The following is a 19,242-nucleotide window of genomic DNA, read 5'->3' on the forward strand; positions in this document are numbered from 1 at the left end:
TTTTAAATCAGCAATATATCAAATAAAGCAACGTCATTCCCTTTGCGAATTGCCTCAATTCCGAAAAACGATTGGCGCGCAGTTCACTCCGTTGTTACGCACCAGATATCGACGGGCTGCCTTAGCCCCGATGCATATCTGGGAGGATATCATGCAAAGAGAAACCGCTTTTGCGGCGGAAAGTTCGCTGCCGTTTGATCGTGCGGTCAAAGCCAGTGCTGTTTACAACAAGGTGTTTTGGCGCCTCGTTCCCTTGCTCTTCATTTGTTACGTCGCCTCATACCTCGATCGCGTCAATGTAGGCTTTGCCAAGCTGCAGATGATGTCCGATCTTTCGCTGAGTGATACGGTGTACGGTATCGGCGCGGGCATTTTCTTCATCGGCTATTTCATATTCGAAGTTCCCAGCAATATCATCCTGTCGCGGGTCGGCGCCAAAGTCTGGATCGCCCGTATCATGGTGACATGGGGTGTGATCTCCGCAGCCATGATGTTCGTCACATCGGCAGAGATGTTCTATGTCCTGCGCTTCCTGCTGGGGGTCGCAGAAGCTGGGTTCTTTCCCGGCGTCATTCTCTATCTCACCTACTGGTTTCCAGCGGATCGCCGGGCGCGTATCGTCGCCACGTTTATGACCGGCATCGCTTTTGCCGGTGTCATCGGCGGACCGCTGTCGGGCTGGATCATGCAGGATTTTGCCGGCCTGAACGGCTGGTCCGGTTGGCAATGGATGTTCCTGCTGGAAGGCATTCCCAGCGTTCTGCTCGGCATCTTTGTGTTATTCTATCTCGACGACAGCGTTCGTGGTGCAAAATGGCTCTCTGACGACGAGAAGTCCCTGATCGAGGCCGACCTCGCCAATGACGACAGCAAGAAGCGGACCATGACAATCGGTTCCGTCTTTACCAACGGCAAGGTCTGGCTGCTTTCGGCAATCTATTTCTGCTGCATCATGGGCCTCTACGGTATCAGCTTCTGGCTGCCGCAACTCATCAAGAATGCCGGTGCGAAAGACGTCATGGAGGTAGGTCTGCTAACGGCAATTCCGTACGCGACCGCTGCTGTAGGTATGATCCTAATCAGCCGCAACTCCGATCTCAGTGGCGAACGCCGCTGGCACATCGCAATCTGCGCCGTGATCGGAGCTTTTGGTCTCCTGCTTTCCACGCTGGTGTTGACGAGTATTCCCCTGTCGCTTGTGGCGCTTTCCCTGGCAACACTCGGCATTCTGACGACGCTGCCCCTGTTCTGGACTTTACCGACCGGATATCTAGGCGGTGTGGCAGCGGCGGCGGGCATCGCCATCATCAACTCCATCGGCAATCTCGCCGGTTTCGCCAGCCCCTATCTCATTGGTGCAATCCGCGATGCGACCGGCAGCACCAACGCAGGGATGTACGCGCTTGCCATGAGCCTGTGCATCGGCGCGGTTTGCGTCACCGCATTCATCCCGAAAACCATGCAGCGTTGACTATGCTTCTGCCCGCGCCCGCAGAATTTTGTGGCACGGGCAGATCACATGGCTATCCGTCGATGTCGGCAAATTCCCGGAGAACGAGATGAATAGCACAGTGTCGAATGCTCAGTTCGCAAAGAGCCAGATCCTCATGTCAGCCCCCATTTCACCCGAAGAATGTCTGACGGCAGTGTTTGCTGCCGCTCTGAAAGCCGTTGACCCTCTGGTCGTCGTGCCGCCGTTTCTACCGACCCCGCCGCAGAACGGGCGCACGGTGGTGGTGGGCGCGGGCAAGGCCGCGGCCCGCATGGCCCAGGCCGTGGAGGAAAACTGGCGCGGCGCGCTGCAGGGTCTGGTCGTGACGCGGTACGGCCACGGCGCCGATTGCCACCAGATCGAGGTCGTTGAGGCTGGGCACCCGGTCCCCGACGAAGCTGGCGCGGATGCGGCACGCCGGATTCTCGACCTCGTTTCCGGGCTTGGACCAAACGATATGGTCCTTTGCCTCATCTCCGGAGGCGGTTCTTCGCTTCTGACCATGCCGGCGCCCTGCGTCACCCTGGAGGAAAAGCGTGCGATAAACAGGGCGCTTCTTTTAAGCGGGGCGCCGATTTCCGAAATGAACTGCGTTCGTAGGCATCTCTCGGCCATCAAAGGCGGCAGGCTGGCCGACGCTTGTGGTGGAGCCCGCATCGTCACCCTGGTGATTTCCGATGTTCCCGGCGACGATCCTGCGGTAGTCGCCTCCGGCCCGACCATACCCGACGCCAGCACTTCCGCCGAAGCGATCGCCATTCTTGATCGTTACGGCATCCCCGTTCCTGAGCATGTGCGCACTTTGCTATGCGACCCTTACCAACGCGATGTGACCATATCCAACCCCGCCAACCGCGTGGCGATAGTTGCTTCGGCCCAGCATGCGCTGGAAGCAGCAGCAAACAAGGCCATCGATCTCGGCCTCACGCCTCTGATCCTCAGCAATCGCATCGAAGGGGAAGCACGGGACGTGGCTACGTTCCACGCCGCAATCACGCGGCAGATCCGTGACTTCGGCCAGCCGGTTGCTGGGCCTGCCCTGCTACTATCCGGCGGAGAAACCACGGTCAGGGTGCGTGGCAACGGCCGTGGTGGGCGCAATGTCGAGTTTCTGCTATCACTGGCGGTCTCTCTTGAAGGCACTTCCAGCACTTATGCTCTCGCCTGCGACACCGACGGCATCGACGGATCGGAAGACAATGCCGGTGCGATCCTACGGCCAGACACACTGGCGCGCGCGCAGGCAATGGGTTTGAACGCGGCTGAGTATCTCGCCAACAACGATGCATACAGTTTTTTCGAGCGCTTGGACGATCTCATAGTCACCGGGCCGACCCGAACAAACGTCAATGATTTCCGGGCCGTGCTCATAGCCACTGGCGATTGAGCGGTAGGTCTTTCAATGAAACAGGAAATGAAACTAATGCACAATTTTCGCCGTGCAAAAATCGTGGCAACCGTGGGCCCGGCAAGTGCGTCGCCAAAGATGCTGGCAGCGCTGCATCAGGCGGGCGTCGATACTTTCCGGCTGAATTTCAGCCATGGGACGCAAGAGGATCACGCCAGCGTTCATGCCGCCATCCGAGCACTGGAAATGCAGATCGGTCATCCCATTGGCATTCTGCAGGATCTGCAGGGACCGAAAATTCGCGTCGGAACCGTCGCCAATGGCCGCATTGAGGTCAGCAACGGCGATCGGATCGGCTTCGTGCTCGAAGGCAAGGATGGCGACGCCTTAACGATACCGCTGCCGCACAGAGAAATCTTCGATGCGGTGGCACACGGCCAACACCTGTTGATTGACGACGGCCGTGTTCGCGTGCAGGTGACCGGCGTCGACACGCAAAGGATAGAAGCTGAGGTCGTGACAGGTGGCGTGATTTCCAATCGCAAGGGTGTAAACCTGCCGGGCACGGCTCTCGAAATGTCGCCGCTCACCCCCAAGGACCTCGCCGATCTGGAGTTCGGGTTGTCGCTCGGCATGGATTGGGTGGCTCTCTCTTTTGTCCAGAAGGCATCGGATCTTATCGAGGCGCATGCGCTCATACAAGGTCGAGCAGGACTGGTCGCCAAGATTGAAAAGCCGCAAGCGCTGGATCAGATCGATGACATCATCCAGCTCGCCGATGCGGTCATGGTCGCCCGTGGCGATCTGGGTGTCGAAATCCCGCACGAGGATGTGCCGGGATGGCAAAAGGAGCTTGTGCGCGCCTGCCGTCTGGCAGCGAAGCCGGTGATCGTCGCGACCCAGATGCTGGATTCGATGGTCGCTTCGCCAACGCCTACGCGCGCCGAAGCTTCGGACGTAGCGACCGCCATTTATGACGGCGCGGATGCAGTGATGCTTTCGGCAGAATCCGCCAGCGGCAAATATCCGCAGGAAGCCGTGGCGATGATGGATAGGATCATTCGCAGTACGGAGCAGCATCGGCTCTATCGGCCGCTCATCGACGCCGTACCGATGCGCGCGGAACCGTCGCCGCGGCACGCGGTTGCCGCCGCTTCCGCAAATCTGGCGCATTCAATCAACGCAGCCGCCATCGTCGGCTTCACCACCAGCGGCGCAACAGTGACGCGGATTTCCCGCGAGCGGCCGAAAACGCCGATCCTTGCCGTCACGCCGAACGAGAACATCGCCCGCAGACTATGTCTGATGTGGGGCGCAAGAAGTATGCTTTCGGAAGACGTCGGCTTCTACGAGGAGATGGTTGAAACGGCCACTCGGCTCGCCCACGATTCCGGTCTGGTCGAGCCTTGCGACACCATCGTCGTCGTCGCAGGCATTCCCTTCGGGCAAAGCGGTGCGACGAACAATTTGCGTGTCGTACGGCTGGGTTAAAGGTTTGCACAGGACAGGTTTCCACAGGAAGTAAGGCGCGCAACTGTTCAAGAGGTCCTCGGACTGTTGATTTGCGCTGAGAGCTGACCCGGCATTGGAGTGAGCCCCTCGGGCTGGACCATGGGGTACGAAAAAACTGATACGCTCTGTGGGCCTCAATCGGAGAAGGCTCATGAAGTCCCGAGGACCTTATCGACGGCATTCGACGCCGTTCAAGCTGCAGCTTTGCCAGGATATTCGAAACGGTGTCATTGGACGGCGCGTGTTGTCGCATCATAATGGAGACTGTCGATACAGATGGAAAAACTGACAAACGCAACAACCACGACCAGTGATGCGGCGACTAGTACGCGCGTCATGAGATTTGATTTTCGAAACATGTCAATCCCTTCAAACCAATGGGACCGGATCAAACCGCACCGTTGTTGACTACCATTGTGAAACAAGACATGGCCTCCGGGCGGTATAATCAACGCGCATCATGCGGTGTCGAGTTTTGTTTCAGAAGAAGTACAACCTCCTTGGCAACGGCTTGCGGTGCGCTTTTATTGAAAGCGTGCTGGTGAAAATCTCGAAGAGAGAGCGCTCAAAGGCTTGCCGGATACCTCGCCAATCAAAAGCTGTGCCGTGGACGGTCCTAACGTGAAGCCGTGATGGCCATGACCAAAGTTACACCAGATGCCGTCTACCCCAGGCAATTTGCCGATGACCGGCAACATGTCCGGCATGCAGGGTCGCCAGCCAGCCCAGGATTCACGGTCGATCGGGTTACCCACATCCAGCACTTCACGCGCTGCCTTCTCACCCCGTTCAAGTTGTTTTGATGTCTTGGGTGCATTCGGAAAACGGGCGATTTCAGCACCAGTTGTCAGCCGCAAGCCCTGTCTCATGGGGCAATAAAGAACCGCCGCCTGCACATCGAAAAGCGGTCGGGTGGGAAGAGAAGGTGCATCATAGTGGCGGTGGTAGCCACGCTTGTATATCATAGGGAAGACATGCCCGAAGCGGCGCAAAAATTGTGGCGACCAGCTCCCTAAAGCGACCACAACCTGTTCACCCTTAGCCACGCCTCCATCGCTCAACGTCACCTGCCAGCCTGCCCCCGACGAGGCGAGCGTTGCGGCATCTCCTTGTACGAGGCTGCCGCCCCGGCTCTGAAAGAGGTCCGCATAGGCCTGGATCAGAGCGGCAGGGTCGATGCAACTCCGGCTGGCACGCCAGTGGATAGCCCCGACGAAATCGCGTTGCAGCACCGGCTCCATTTTCTGTAAATTTGCGTTGTCGAGGATCATGGTCTGTGTACCATATTCGCGCGTTAAACGTTCAGCGTTTTGCACGTCTTTCTCGAAAGCCGCCTTGCCGCGATACATCTGGATGTATCCGTTGCGTCTGATCAGCCGCTCGGCTCCGGAGGCATGGATGAGTTGATCGTGTGTTGTTCCAGAGGGCTCGATGATGGTGCGGTAGACAGATGAAATCTCCCGATGCCGACGAGGTGCCGAGTTCAGAAAATACCCTGCCAGCGAACCGGCAGCAGCGGGAAGAGCAGCCAACTGGTAGTTTACGGAGTTATCCAGCCCGAAGGCCAGACGGATCAGGCTCAAGGGATCGCGTGGAAAGCCGTAGGGTTCTGTGGCTTCAACCTGGATAATTCCTGCGTTCCCGTAGCTGGCCTCACAGGCTGAGGGATTACGGTCCACTACAGTGACGTGATGCCCGCATTCCTGCAAAGCCAACGCGGTCGTCACGCCAACCATGCCCGCGCCGAGAACGATAAAGTCAGTCATGTGCGATCACAATTCCTGCGCCTGGGCGATAACCGTAATTTCGATCAGTGCATCAAGCACCAGATCAGTGACGATCGTGGTTCTTGTCGGTAGTTCACCTTCTGCGAAAAATGTCCGGTATGCCTGGTTGAAGCCTGCAAAATCATGTTTGTGAACCAGATAGCAGGCGCAAGAAACGATATCCCGGCGCGAAAGGCCAATGTTGGCAAGCGTGGTTTCTATCCGGTTCAGGGTGGTTTCTGTTTGCTGGACAATATCGCCGCCGATCTGGCCTGACGCGTCAAAGCCAAGCTCTCCCGACAGATAGACCGTATTGCCGACACGGCGGAGCGGCGAAAATGGCAGTGTTGATCTTGTCATTCTGATTTGTCTTTCTTGTCTATGTCTTCACGAAATCTGCCGTTGCGGTGACTTCGAACCGCGTTCAGATGTCATTACGTTCATGATAGCTGTGAAGGAACGCTTCCAGACGAGGGTCCGAAGGGTTTCTGAAAATCTCGGACGGACTTCCGGTGGCAACCATTTTTCCTGAGACCATGAAGGCCACCTGATCGGCGACATGCGAGGCGAAACCCATTTCATGGGTGACGACAACCATGGTCATACCTTCCGCTGCAAGTGTCTTCATCACCTGCAGAACTTCACCGATGAGTTCAGGGTCAAGCGCGGATGTAGGCTCATCAAACAGCATCAGCCGAGGCTGGATTGCAATGGCGCGTGCAATTGCCACCCGCTGCTGCTGTCCGCCCGACAGGCGGCTCGGATAGTTCTCACCTTTGTCTGAAAGGCCGACCTTGGTCAGGGCTTCCATGGCCTTATCCTTCGCATCGCGAAGCGACAGGCCGCGCACCTGAACAAGCGGTTCCGCAACATTCTGCAGCGCCGTCATATGCGGCCACAAATTGAATTGCTGGAAGACCATTCCGATCTTGCGGCGCATTTCGCGCAGCTTGGCAGCGGACATTTTCGGGCCGCCGGGGCTGTCATAGCCTATCAGTTCGCCATCGATACGCACTTCACCGGAGTCATATTGCTCCAGAAAATTGATACAGCGAAGCAACGTGGATTTGCCTGAGCCGGAGGGGCCGATGAGGCAGGTCACCTTGCCTGGCGGAACATGAAGCGAGACTTCATGCAGCGCCCTGAAGGTGCCGAAGCTTTTGGAAACCTTCAAAAGGTCAGCCGAAGACATGGACATAACGGTTCTCACTTGATCAGATAATGGGTGACACGGGTTTCGAGCATCCGCCCGAAACGCGATATGGCTTCAACGAAAATCCAGAAAAAGAGCGCCAGTGCGATGTTCGCTTCAACGAAGGCAAAGGTCTCTGCCGACATCGTCTGCACCTGGTACAGAAGTTCCGGCACGGTAACGACCGACAGGATGACGGTTTCCTTTGTGAGGATAATCGCAAAATTGGTCAAAGCCGGCAGTGTCGAAACCAGCAGGATAGGGATCATGATGCGGCGAACGATGCTGGCTTCCGAAAAGCTCATTGCCCTCGCTGCCTCGATCTGTCCGTGAGGGACCGACTGAAAACCGGCGCGGAATATTTCTGCGAAATATGGGCTTCCATAGATGATCAGGCCAACGAGACCGGATTCAAGGCTTCCAAGTCGCAGGCCCAGATGCGGGCCACCATAATATAGCAGAAAGAGCTGTACGAGAAATGGCGTGCCTCGAATAACCTCGATATAGGTCTGCAAGATTGCCCGAACAAAGCCGTTCGAGTAGCGTTGTATAATAGCGATCGTGAAGCCGACAATTGCGCCGCCAATGGTGCCGATTGCCCAACACAGGATCGTCATTCCGAAACCGGACAAGAGCGCCGGGCCGTATTCAATGAAGAGGTTGATATCCATCAGATCGCGCTCCTTTTTTCAAGAAAACGCCCAAGCAGCGCGAGGGAAAGATTGATAACGAGATAGACCGCGGCAGCCGAACTGAAGATTTCAAGAGGGCGATAGGTTGCCGAAGACAGGGCCTGGCTTGTTCGGGTCAACTCTGTGATGCCGACAAGCGAGACCAAGGACGATGCTTTCACCAGCAAGATTAGTTCATTGACGAGCGCCGGCAGCGAAATCCGAAAAGCCTGCGGTAGAATAATCCGTGTCCAGATCCGGGCTGGAGCAAACCCGAGCGTAACCGCCGCTTCGCGCTGTCCCGGCGGGATCGCGTTGATCGCGCCACGCAGATACTCTGCGACATAGGCTGATGAACACAAGCCGACCGTGCCGACGGCAGCCACCATTGCTGGAACGTTTAAACCGATGACCGGAAGCATATAGTAGAACAGAAGAAGCTGAACGAGCAGCGGTACGCCGCGGAAAAAGCTCGTGTAGATAGCGCTGGCCGTACGGATACTACTGATCGGCGATATTCTGGCCGCACAGAGAACAGCGCCAAGAACAAGCCCGATGGCCACTCCAAGGACTGAAACCAGAAGTGTCAGCCGCGCAGCCCAGAGCAACTGGGGTAGATTGTCAATGATGACCTGAAATGAGAACATTGTCGCCTCCCGACTGACGGGCAGCTATAAAGCTGCCCGTGACGAAGTCTCTATTACTTGACGTCCGGAAAAGTCTTCGGCAGCTCGATGACCTGTCCGAACCACTTCTTTTGAATCTCGCCAAGTCGTCCGTCGTCCTGCAGCTTGATCAGAATGGCGTTGATTTCCGTGACCAGAGTGGCGCTCTTTTCTCCCTTGCGTGCTGCCCAGGCGTAGTAGGATTTTTCACCGAACGGTGGGCTGACGGTTGAGAAAAGTTCAGGACGCTTGGAGGCGGCGTAAGCACCAAGCGGCGCGCCGTTGGCAACAGCATCAATCCGCCCTGCGGCTAGATCGGCATAGGCATCTTCGGTAGAGGCATATTCCTTGACCGTCACATCTTTGAGCTTGGCTGCAAACGCCTTCAACTCGCCAAGTTCTGCCGAGCCCTTCTGCGCAGCAATCGTCTTGCCTGTGATGTCTTCAGGCTTTTTGATCGTATCATCGCCAGTGCGCTTGACCAGCCCAACGGTCGCGTCGGAAATCGGAAGAGTAAAGGTATAGCGCTCCATACGCTCATGCGTGATCGTGACCGGAGCATTCGTCATGTCGAATTTGCCAGCTTCCAGGCCTGGAAGCACAGCCGTCCATGGAAGGTCCTGGTATTCAGGCTTAACACCCAGTTCTGAAGTTACGAGATCCGCCAGATCGCGGCAGAAGCCTTCGTACTTGCCATTCACAAGCATATCGAAAGGTGGGTAAAGCATTTCGGTTGCGAAATGGATTTTACCGCTCGCCTTGATGTCGGCGAGTTGGTCGGCATGCGCGGATGAAAAACCGATGGCGACCCCGGCAAGGCAGATTGCCGCAGTTTTCACGAATGTTGAAATGCCCATTATGGCGCTCCCTATTGTTGTGAGGGCACTGATGCATCACTTCGCGCGCCCTTATTCGCGAAATGGTCTTTCTCAAAAAAATCACTTTCCTTTTCCCAGAATGATTTTTTTGTTCACTGGCCAATTGATATTATGTATATACCTATTATTCTGTCAATGATGTATTTCTGACTTCGCAATTTTCCTCGGTACCCGGCAGGGGCGACCGCTTGAATGGCGAAACCAGATGTTGTGGCAGGCAAAACTCCTGCTTGGCATGGGAGTGCATCGGAATGAACAACCGGAACGTCATCTTGTGGAAGGTCCAGACATGTCACTAATCGAGGAAAATGCCCTCAAGTCCCGCCCGGAAGTCGCGGCACTTCCTGCATACAATGCCGGAATAACGGCATCTGTCGCCAGGCGGGTCAGCGGGCGGCAGGATGTTGCAGCACTTGCAAGCAATGAGAATCCATACGGTGTTTCACCTGCCGTCACGGCAGCGCTTAGTGGCATAGACCCTTCCCGCTACAGTGATTCAGCCGCATCGACATTGCGCCATGCCCTGTCAGATAAGCTGGGCGTCGGTATTGAGCGGATCACCTGCGGCAACGGGTCCGAGGAACTGATCGCAGCCCTCTGCCGCGCCTATCTGCAAAAGGGTGATGTCGTCCTGACCGTATCCCCCAGCTTCGGGCTTCATGAGATAGAGCCGATGGCAGCGGGTGCACGGGTCGTAAAAGTGCCTATGACGGATAAGCTTGAATTCAATATCGACGCTCTGGAAGAGCAGCTTGCCCGGCGACCGAAGATCGTCTTTATCTCTTCTCCCTCCAATCCTGTCGGTGTAGCCCTTGCACTGCCAGAACTTGAACGACTTCTAGACGCAACGTTGCCCGGAACCCTTTTCGTTCTGGACGAGGCTTACTTCGAACTCATCGATTCCGACTATCCCGATGGTCTGAAGGTGCTGCAAAACCGCACGGGCCTTTCCTGGGTCGTGCTGCGCACCTTCTCCAAGGCCTATGGTCTGGCCGGTCTGCGTGTGGGGTATGGTGTTGCCTCGGATGCCGGCATTGCCCGCGCCATGCGCTCGACACTCACGCCATTTAACGTCAACTCCGTTGCACAGGCGGCGGCGACTGCTGCCTTGCAGGATGAAGAGTGGATGCAAAATGTCACAGCAAGAATCAAGGCCGATAGGGTCATTCTCACAGAACGCTTGCGTAAAATGGGCGTTCGCGTCGTTCCATCCCAGACCAATTTCCTGTTTCTCGATCTAGAAAAAGACGCCGCAACCGTGGCGAAAGCCTTGCTTCAGAAGGGAATCATCGTCAAACCCTGGATGGAGGCGAATTACACCAACTTCCTGAGAGTCAGTATTGGGACGGCAAAAGACAATGACAGATTTGCTCAGGAACTCGAACTGCTCCTCACACTTACATAGTTACAACGGATGACAGTGTCGAAGAAGGATCCTATCTTGAAAAAACGTCCCCTTGGTCGCGCTGCGGCCATCGGGCTCACCCGGGAGCGGATAGTGGAGGAGGCCATCGCCCTCATCGATGATGAGGGCCTAACGGGCTTCTCCGTCCGTGCGCTGGCGCGCCGCCTGCAAGTTTATCCAACCGCTCTATATTGGCATGTCGGTGGCGCGAAGGCGGATCTTTTCGCTGAAATTTCCGGCTCACTTATCGCAACTCTGGTCATGCCGGACGAAATTTCGGACGACTGGCGTGAAACGATCAGGATACTGTTCAGGCGCTTTCGCGCGCGCATTCATGAGCACCCACGGGCAGCACCTCTATTGGGACCGCATATCCGCTCCAATGGAGCACCAAACGCTCCGTGGGTTGAGGTCATCCTGCACGCACTGACCAAAGCAGGTTTTGACGGACAGGGTCTGATCAACGCGTTCAACGCTATAGTCGGCGCGCTTGAAGGTTACGTCACCATCGAGCTCGCCGCAGACAGCGCAGTTCCGGGCTCGGAGTGGGTTACAGCCTTTGACAAGGGGCTGGAAGACCTCGACCGGAAGGAATTTCCGCTTGTTACGCAGCACCTGCCGCAGATGTACAACCGGGCATTCGTCATGCGCTGGCAAAATGGCGAAGCCGCCCCTCTCGATGATGGATATGACTTTTTGCTCGAAACCCTCATTCTGGGGCTTGAGGCACAAGTCATGAATAACCGGGAATAGCGGCCACGCATCCGGAGTCTGTGAGGTTCATAAAGAACCAGGCAGGCTCTGGCTTCTCGCGCTCAGACCGGGGTGATGCGGATCAGGAAGGAATCCACCGGCATATCGGAGGTGATCGTCATGGTGCCATCCAGTATGGCACAATCGAGCGCGCCAAGTTCCTCTGCATGACCTCCATGGTCGATCCGCAGATGGCCGAGAACGAGAAGCAGCGTGACACCACCATCGGCATAAAGATCATGCTGGCCCTCGAATGTCCGCCGCTCCACCTTATGCGTCCATTGTCCGCGCCGGGTCATGATGTTGAGATCGGTGATGGTGCCCGCTACAAGGCGAGCGGATGTTGCAGCATCGGCGGGAAAGGCCAGTGGCTCCGATGCCCGGGTTAACACGACAGGCTGGCGCCCGGCAATATCGAGTTCCATCCCCTCGCCTTCAAGGATCGACAGGGTGCGATCTATCCCGGAAAATACAGAGAAAGGCCCGTCGCTTGCGACCGTTGCCATGCTGACGCGCCAGCCAAATTCAGACAGATCGGCATCCGGTGGAAAAACTGCGATCTCTGTTGTCTCACCGCCACCATTCTTCCATGGCATGCGTCGATGGTCATTGTTGCGCAGTATCTTCATGGTAGCGGCCCAAATGTTTTGACACGGTCGGCCGGGCTTCAAACCATAGCTCGAAGCCCGGGTTTTTGTTTACTTACCGAGAATGCCCGGCAGACGCAGGCCCTTTTCCTTCGCGCAATCGAGCGCGATATCATAGCCCGCATCGGCATGGCGCATGACGCCGGTTGCTGGGTCGTTCCAGAGAACGCGGTCGAGACGGCGCGCTGCATCATCCGTGCCATCGGCGCAGATGACAACACCGGAATGCTGACTGAAGCCCATGCCGACACCGCCGCCGTGATGCAACGAAACCCATGTTGCGCCGGATGCTGTGTTGAGTAGCGCATTTAGCAATGGCCAGTCGGACACGGCATCAGAGCCGTCCTTCATCGCCTCGGTTTCGCGGTTCGGCGAGGCGACAGACCCGCTATCGAGATGGTCACGACCGATGACGACCGGAGCAGAGAGCTCACCACTCCTGACCATTTCGTTGAAGGCCAGGCCGAGGCGGTGACGATCGCCGAGACCGACCCAGCAAATGCGTGCCGGAAGACCCTGAAACGCAATGCGTTCCGCAGCCATGTCAAGCCAGTTGTGAAGATGCTTGTTGCCCGGTGTCAGTTCCTTCACCTTGGCATCTGTCTTGCGGATATCTTCCGGATCGCCAGACAGCGCCGCCCAGCGGAATGGACCGATGCCACGGCAAAACAGCGGACGGATATAGGCTGGCACGAAGCCAGGGAATGCAAAGGCGTTTTCGAGACCTTCTTCCTTGGCGACTTGGCGGATGTTGTTGCCATAATCGAAGGTGGGGATGCCCATGTCCTGGAAGGCGATCATCGCCTCGACATGTTCGCGCATCGAGGCGCGGGCAGCCTTTTCGACAGCTTTCGGATCGCTTACGCGCTTTTCTTTCCACTCGGCCATTGTCCAGCCCTTTGGCAGGTAGCCGTTGATCGGGTCGTGCGCCGAGGTCTGGTCGGTGACCATATCGGGGCGAATACCACGGCGAACCATTTCGGGAAGGATTTCTGCAGCATTGCCCAGCAGACCAACGGATTTGGCTTCACCAGCCTTAGTCCAGCGGTCGATCATCGCCAGCGCTTCATCGAGCGTTTCGGCCTTTTCGTCGATGTAGCGGGTGCGCAGACGGAAATCGATCGAATCCGGGTTGCACTCGATGGCAAGGCATGAAGCCCCAGCCATGACGGCTGCGAGTGGCTGTGCGCCTCCCATTCCGCCGAGGCCACCGGTCACCACCCATTTGCCCTTGAGGTCGCCGTTATAATGCTGGCGGCCGGCCTCGACGAAGGTTTCGTAGGTGCCCTGCACGATGCCCTGGCTGCCGATATAGATCCACGAGCCGGCGGTCATCTGGCCATACATTGCCAGACCCTTCTTATCCAGTTCGTTGAAATGGTCCCAGGTTGCCCAGTGTGGCACGAGGTTGGAATTGGCGATCAGCACGCGTGGTGCATCCTTGTGGGTGCGGAACACGCCGACAGGCTTGCCGGACTGCACCATCAAGGTTTCGTCTTCGTTGAGGTCGCGCAGCGTTTCGACGATCTTGTCGAAATCCGCCCATGTGCGGGCAGCGCGGCCAATGCCGCCGTAGACCACCAGCTCATGCGGGTTTTCTGCGACCTCCGGATCGAGATTGTTCATCAGCATCCGAAGCGGTGCTTCGGTCATCCAGGATTTTGCGGTCAGTTCTGTCCCGCGAGCGGCGCGGACGTCGCGGATATTGTGACGAGGATTGGTCATTTTGTTCCCTTTTTCGTATTTGCCAATGTCAGCGCTGCTGTTTCGATGCGCGTGAGAATGTCTTTGAGGTGAATGCGAAGCTGTTCCGCCTTGCTTTCGTCGTACGCGAAGGGCGGTGTCTCAGTGATCAGATGGGTGGCTTGCGCCAGTTCCATCTGGATTGCATGAACTCTGGTTTCGGGCTGACCATAATGCCGCGTCGTCCAGCCGCCCTTGAAGCGGCCGTTCAGAATGCTGGTATATCCCTGTGCATTCGAAACGACATCGATAGTTGCATCCTGAATTGTGAGGTCGCAGGTTTTGCCCGAATCTGTGCCAATGTTGAAATCGGGCAATGTGCCTTCGAACAGGAACGGGATGCCCGACCGGATCGAATGGCAATCATAGAGCACCGCAACGCCGTGGATTGCCTTCACCCGCTCGATCTCGGCAGCAAGTGCTGCGTGATAAGGCGCATGGAACCCGGCCAGGCGGGATGCGATGTCCGTTTCGGTCGGCTCCTCGCCATCCTTCCAGATTGCCAGGCCATCGAAATCCGTATCAGGAACAAGCCCGGTGGTATTCTGACCGGGATAAAGACTGTTCCCTGCCGGGTCACGATTGGCATCGATGACATAGCGATGGAAGGTGGCGCGCACCGTCGTCACATCCGGCGACAGGCCGTCGTAGAGATGATGGATATGCCAGTCGGTGTCGGCGAGAACCCGTCCGTTGTCGTTCAGCCGCTCCCATATCGCGGGCGGAACATCCGTGCCGGTGTGGGGAAAGCCAAGAATAACGGGGGAGCTACCCTGTCTGACTTCAAAGACGCTCACCTCACGCCTCCAGAACCGGAAGAATACCGCCGGAAACCGCAGCGTTCAGAGCACCGGTCGCAACAAGCTCGCTCGCCGCCTTGAGGTCGGTTGCCATGTAGCGGTCGACGTCCAGTGTCGGAACGACCTTGCGGATCGCTGCGATGGCATTGGACAGTTCCGGGCTTGTGGTGAGGGGGCTGCGGAAATCTATGCCCTGGGCGGCGGTCAGCGCCTCGATGCCGATAATCGCAAACAGGTTGTCGGTCATCTGCAAGAGGCGACGTGCACCGTGGCAGGCCATGGAGACGTGGTCTTCCTGGTTGGCCGAAGTCGGGGTCGAGTCAACCGAGGCAGGATGCGACATCTGCTTGTTTTCCGACATCAGCGCCGCAGATGTCACTTCTGCGATCATCAGGCCAGAGTTGAGACCTGGTGTTTTGGCAAGGAATGCCGGCAGGCCGTAAGAAAGAGCCGGATCGACCAGCAACGCGATGCGCCGCTGCGCGATGGCACCGATTTCGCAGATGGCGAGCGCGATCTGGTCGGCCGCAAAAGCCACAGGCTCGGCGTGGAAGTTGCCGCCCGAGACCACCGAGTTATCGGACAGAACCAGCGGATTGTCTGTCACCGCATTGGCTTCGATTTCGAGTGTACGGGCCACAGAGCGCAGGAGATCGAGGCATGCGCCGTCAACCTGCGGCTGGCAGCGGATGCAATAAGGGTCCTGAACCCGCTCGTCGCCTTCGATATGGCTATCGCGGATTACCGATCCCTTGAGCAGGCCGCGGAGCGCCGATGCCGCATCGATCTGACCCTTATGGCCGCGCAGAGTGTGAATATCAGGATGGAACGGCGCCGAAGAACCCATGGCGGCATCCGTTGAAAGCGCACCGGTAACAAGCGCCGATTGTGCAGCACGATGAGCGCGGAACAGGCCAGCCAATGCGAGAGCTGTGGAGACCTGCGTACCGTTGATCAGTGCGAGTCCTTCCTTGGCTGCCAGCACGACCGGCTTCAGGCCAGCGCGTTCAAGGGCTGTACGTCCGTCAAGCTGTTCGCCGTTGAAGAAGGCTTCACCTTCGCCCATCATCACCGCTGCCATATGGGCCAGTGGCGCGAGGTCTCCCGAAGCACCAACGGAACCTTTTTCAGGGATAACCGGTATGACACCCTTTTCGAGCATGCTTTCAATCAGCCGGATGAGTTCGAGCCGCGTGCCCGATGCGCCACGACCGAGCGAAACAAGCTTCAGCGCCATGATCAGGCGAACGATGTTCTCGGCAAGCGGCTGGCCCACGCCACAGCAGTGCGAGAGGATAAGGTTACGCTGAAGGATGGCCACATCGGCGGCGTCAATCTTGATGCTCGCCAGTTTACCGAAGCCGGTATTGATGCCATAGACGGGCGCGTTTCCGGCGGCGATCTCGGCGATACGGGCCGCGGCCTTTTCGATGCCCTTGTCGAACGAGGGATCAAGCCGGGCCGGATCTCCGGTCCAGTAAATTGTTTCAAGGGTCGAAAGCGGGACAGAGCCCGGCTGAAGAATTAGCGTCATTTTGAAGTCCTCACCAATACACGGGATCTAGACCGTGTGCCTCAAATTCAGTGTCCGTTGCGTATGCGCGCATGCAGCGGGTTAAAGCCCATGCGGTAGACGAGTTCTGCCGGTCGCCCGATATTCCAGATGGCGAAGTCGGCCCGTTTTCCGGCCTCCAGCGTCCCCACTTCATCGACCAGACCCAATGCACGCGCCGCTTCCCGTGTCACGCCGGCAATACATTCGTTCACCGTCATGCCGAACAGGGTCGCCGCCATGTTCATGGTCAGCAGCAGCGAGGTCAGCGGTGAGGTGCCAGGATTGCTGTCTGTGGCAATTGCCATGGCAACGCCCGCCTTGCGGAACAGATCGACCGGCGGCTTCTTCGTTTCGCGAATGAAATAGAAAGCACCAGGCAGAATGACGGCAACTGTACCGCTCCTTGCCATCGCCTCTGCGCCTGCTTCATCGGTATATTCCAGATGATCCGCCGACAGTGCGCCATATTCTGCCGCAAGCGCTGCGCCATGCAGATTGGAAAGCTGGTCGGCATGCAGCTTGACCGGCAGACCGTGGGCTTTTGCAGCCTCAAACACCAGCCGCATCTCATCAGTCGAAAAAGCAATACCTTCACAGAAACCGTCAACCGCATCGGCCAGGCCTTCCGCCGCTATGGCGGGCATCATCTCGTTGATGACTTTGTCGATGTAACCTGCCTTGTCGCTCTTGAATTCAGGCGGCAAAGCGTGAGCGCCTAGGAAGGACGTGCGAACGGTAACGTCGCGCTCTTCACTCAATCGTCGCGCGGCGCGCAAGGCCTTGGCTTCGTTTTCAAGGTCAAGCCCATAGCCGGATTTGACTTCTACAGTGGTCACACCCTCAGCGATCAGTGCATCCAGCCGTGGCAGCGTCTGCGCTACCAGTTCGTCTTCGCTGGCTTCGCGAAGTGAGCGGACGGAAGAGACGATACCGCCTCCCGCGCGGGCAACCTCTTCATAGGTGGCACCGGCAAGGCGCATTTCAAACTCGTTGGCACGATTCCCGGCATGGACCAGATGCGTGTGGCAATCGATCAGACCAGGTGTGATCCAGCGTCCGCCGCAATCGATAATTTCCGCAGCGTTATCAATCGGGAAAGGCAGATATTCTTCAGCGCCGACATAGAGAATGCAACCGTCCCGAACGGCAATGACACCGTTTTCGATGAGGCCAAGCCCCGGCAAAGAAGGGTTTAGCGTTGCAAGCCGGGCGTTTCGCCACAGGCAATCACAGTCGCTTGATGGCTGGCTGTTCGGTGCCGAATTTATGGAAGACATCGTTTTCTGGCCTTTCCTTTTCGTGCCGTTATGTATAGACATAAAGAAAATGAGCGCAAGTGTTTTTTTAAGAGAAGCAGTCAGGAAGGGATGGGTCATGACCAGCATTCATGTGAAATCGGCTCTCACGCCAGCGGGATGGCAGAAGAATGTGCGGCTGAAGATTGAGGATGGCCGCATCGTTTCCGTCGAGGCGAGCACTGCGGCGCAGCCGGGTGACGAGCGCCATGATATCCTCGTGCCGGGCATGCCAAACCTGCATAGCCACGCATTTCAGCGCGGCATGGCAGGCCTTGCCGAAACCCGGGGTCCCGGTGCTGACAGCTTCTGGAGCTGGCGCAATGTGATGTACCGTTTTGCGCTATCGATGACGCCGGATCATGCCGAAGCCGTTGCCAGCCAGCTCTATATGGAAATGCTGGAAGCAGGTTTTTCGCGTGTTGGCGAATTCCATTATCTGCACCACGATATTGATGGCCGCCCTTACGCCGACATTTCTGAAATGGCTCAGCGGATTGCGGCAGCAGCGTCCCATACGGGGATCGGTCTCACACTGCTTCCGGTGTTCTATGCCCACTCGGCATTCGGCGGTGCGGCGCCTAACGATGGCCAGCGCCGGTTTATCAGTACCATCGACAGCTTTGCGCGCCTTCTGGATGATTGCCGTTCCGCGGTGAGGGATTTGCCTGATGGTCGTGTAGGCGTTGCGCCGCATAGTCTGCGAGCGGTCACGCCGCACGAGCTTGCTGCGGTGGTCGCCATGACGAAAGACGGACCAATCCACATCCACGTGGCCGAACAGGTCAAGGAAGTTGAGGATTGTATTGCCTGGTCGGGTGCGCGACCGGTCGAGTGGCTGCTCGACCATGCCGATCTGGACAGTCGGTGGTGCCTGGTTCATGCAACCCACATGACTGATGCCGAAACGCGGCGCATGGCTGAAAGCAAGGCAATTGCCGGCCTCTGCCCGATCACAGAAGCCAACCTCGGTGATGGCACATTCGAAGCGGTGAGGTTCAGCAGAGGTGGTGGCAAGTTTGGTGTAGGCTCAGATTCTAACGTACTGATCGGGCTGCCAGACGAGTTGCGTCAGCTCGAATATTCTCAACGCCTAGCGCATCGCTCGCGTAACGTGCTGGCTGCGGCTGGCCAGTCGACAGCTCGCGCTCTTTTTGACGGCGCGCTTGAAGGTGGGTCTATCGCATTGGCGATCGGCGCCGGCATCGCCGCTGGTCAGCCTGCTAATTTCCTCAGCCTGCGCGTACCGGATGGAGATCTCACCGACGACGCGGTTCTGGATTCCTGGCTATTTGCCAATGGTACGAAGCCAGACAGCGTGTGGGTAGCGGGTCGCAAATTGGTGGAAGGCGGTAGGCACCACAGGCGGGACGAAATATCCGCCCGGTTCCGCAGCGTTATGCATCAGCTTCTCTTATAACTTTCATTTTTTCCCGACGGAAGCTGCTGAATAGTGTCTATAGACAGAAGCGATTCGTAGGGGTGCTCATGTGGTGAAGTTTCAGAACGCTGATCAGGCT

General features: G+C 57.2%; 17 protein-coding genes. 6 read left to right on the forward strand and 11 right to left on the reverse strand.

The annotated features are described in order from the left end of the window. Positions 1 to 151: 151 nt before the first annotated feature. The 3 genes from QSV77_RS25185 (at position 152) to pyk (ending at position 4,331) form a co-directional block, all read left to right on the forward strand. Entirely contained in the window at positions 152 to 1,471 is a 1,320-nt protein-coding gene (locus QSV77_RS25185) for an MFS transporter (protein WP_142845880.1), read from the forward strand. Between the two features lie 88 nt (positions 1,472 to 1,559). Then, positions 1,560 to 2,879, forward strand: coding sequence for a glycerate kinase (locus QSV77_RS25190; RefSeq protein ID WP_243017677.1), 1,320 nt, complete (start codon positions 1,560 to 1,562; stop codon positions 2,877 to 2,879). 36 nt (positions 2,880 to 2,915) lie between these two features. Further along, positions 2,916 to 4,331, forward strand: coding sequence for a pyruvate kinase (gene pyk / locus QSV77_RS25195; RefSeq protein ID WP_142845835.1), 1,416 nt, complete (start codon positions 2,916 to 2,918; stop codon positions 4,329 to 4,331). 545 nt (positions 4,332 to 4,876) lie between these two features. Here pyk and QSV77_RS25200 read toward each other — a convergent pair. The 6 genes from QSV77_RS25200 to QSV77_RS25225 form a co-directional block, all read right to left on the reverse strand. Continuing rightward, on the reverse strand, positions 4,877 to 6,118 hold the full coding sequence (locus QSV77_RS25200) for an FAD-binding oxidoreductase (protein ID WP_142845836.1): 1,242 nt from the start codon (positions 6,116 to 6,118) through the stop codon (positions 4,877 to 4,879). 6 nt (positions 6,119 to 6,124) lie between these two features. Continuing rightward, on the reverse strand, positions 6,125 to 6,478 hold the full coding sequence (locus QSV77_RS25205; RefSeq protein ID WP_142845837.1) for a RidA family protein: 354 nt from the start codon (positions 6,476 to 6,478) through the stop codon (positions 6,125 to 6,127). A gap of 64 nt (positions 6,479 to 6,542) precedes the next feature. Then, entirely contained in the window at positions 6,543 to 7,316 is a 774-nt protein-coding gene (locus tag QSV77_RS25210) for an amino acid ABC transporter ATP-binding protein (protein WP_142845838.1), read from the reverse strand. An 8-nt stretch (positions 7,317 to 7,324) separates the two neighbouring features. Further along, positions 7,325 to 7,981: an amino acid ABC transporter permease gene (locus tag QSV77_RS25215; protein WP_142845839.1), complete on the reverse strand. Its 657-nt coding sequence runs from the start codon at positions 7,979 to 7,981 to the stop codon at positions 7,325 to 7,327. After that, the gene (locus tag QSV77_RS25220; RefSeq protein ID WP_142845840.1) at positions 7,981 to 8,628 is read right to left on the reverse strand and encodes an amino acid ABC transporter permease; all 648 of its coding nucleotides are present in this window, start codon (positions 8,626 to 8,628) and stop codon (positions 7,981 to 7,983) included. Before QSV77_RS25220 ends, QSV77_RS25215 begins: the two co-directional genes overlap by 1 nt. A gap of 53 nt (positions 8,629 to 8,681) precedes the next feature. Then, positions 8,682 to 9,503, reverse strand: coding sequence for a transporter substrate-binding domain-containing protein (locus QSV77_RS25225; protein ID WP_112403151.1), 822 nt, complete (start codon positions 9,501 to 9,503; stop codon positions 8,682 to 8,684). Positions 9,504 to 9,729: 226 nt separating this feature from the next. On the opposite strand from QSV77_RS25225, the gene hisC reads away from it, so the two are divergent. Both hisC and QSV77_RS25235 read left to right on the forward strand, forming a co-directional pair. Then, positions 9,730 to 10,929 carry a histidinol-phosphate transaminase gene (gene hisC, locus QSV77_RS25230; protein WP_223565032.1) on the forward strand — a complete coding sequence of 400 codons (1,200 nt, stop codon included), beginning with the start codon at positions 9,730 to 9,732 and terminating at the stop codon, positions 10,927 to 10,929. Between the two features lie 36 nt (positions 10,930 to 10,965). Beyond that, on the forward strand, positions 10,966 to 11,682 hold the full coding sequence (locus tag QSV77_RS25235; protein WP_205125164.1) for a TetR/AcrR family transcriptional regulator C-terminal domain-containing protein: 717 nt from the start codon (positions 10,966 to 10,968) through the stop codon (positions 11,680 to 11,682). Between the two features lie 62 nt (positions 11,683 to 11,744). Here the strand turns inward: QSV77_RS25235 and QSV77_RS25240 are convergent, their stop codons facing one another. The 5 genes from QSV77_RS25240 to hutI form a co-directional block, all read right to left on the reverse strand. Continuing rightward, positions 11,745 to 12,311 carry a HutD family protein gene (locus QSV77_RS25240; RefSeq protein ID WP_112403155.1) on the reverse strand — a complete coding sequence of 189 codons (567 nt, stop codon included), beginning with the start codon at positions 12,309 to 12,311 and terminating at the stop codon, positions 11,745 to 11,747. Between the two features lie 69 nt (positions 12,312 to 12,380). Continuing rightward, positions 12,381 to 14,054, reverse strand: a complete 1,674-nt coding sequence (gene hutU / locus QSV77_RS25245; protein ID WP_142845842.1) for a urocanate hydratase — start codon at positions 14,052 to 14,054, stop codon at positions 12,381 to 12,383. Next, on the reverse strand, positions 14,051 to 14,869 hold the full coding sequence (hutG, locus tag QSV77_RS25250) for an N-formylglutamate deformylase (protein ID WP_223565031.1): 819 nt from the start codon (positions 14,867 to 14,869) through the stop codon (positions 14,051 to 14,053). The genes hutU and hutG overlap by 4 nt, the downstream gene beginning before the upstream one ends. Position 14,870: 1 nt before the next feature. Then, positions 14,871 to 16,406 carry a histidine ammonia-lyase gene (gene hutH, locus QSV77_RS25255; protein WP_142845844.1) on the reverse strand — a complete coding sequence of 512 codons (1,536 nt, stop codon included), beginning with the start codon at positions 16,404 to 16,406 and terminating at the stop codon, positions 14,871 to 14,873. Between the two features lie 47 nt (positions 16,407 to 16,453). After that, positions 16,454 to 17,704: an imidazolonepropionase gene (hutI, locus tag QSV77_RS25260; RefSeq protein WP_142845883.1), complete on the reverse strand. Its 1,251-nt coding sequence runs from the start codon at positions 17,702 to 17,704 to the stop codon at positions 16,454 to 16,456. 97 nt (positions 17,705 to 17,801) lie between these two features. Between hutI and QSV77_RS25265 the strand changes: the two genes are divergently transcribed. Then, on the forward strand, positions 17,802 to 19,142 hold the full coding sequence (locus QSV77_RS25265; protein ID WP_142845845.1) for a formimidoylglutamate deiminase: 1,341 nt from the start codon (positions 17,802 to 17,804) through the stop codon (positions 19,140 to 19,142). The last annotated feature ends 100 nt before the right edge of the window (positions 19,143 to 19,242 follow it).

It is taken from the genome of Agrobacterium sp. V1 (assembly GCF_030518355.1).
In the GTDB taxonomy this organism is placed as follows: Bacteria; Pseudomonadota; Alphaproteobacteria; order Rhizobiales; family Rhizobiaceae; genus Agrobacterium; species Agrobacterium cucumeris.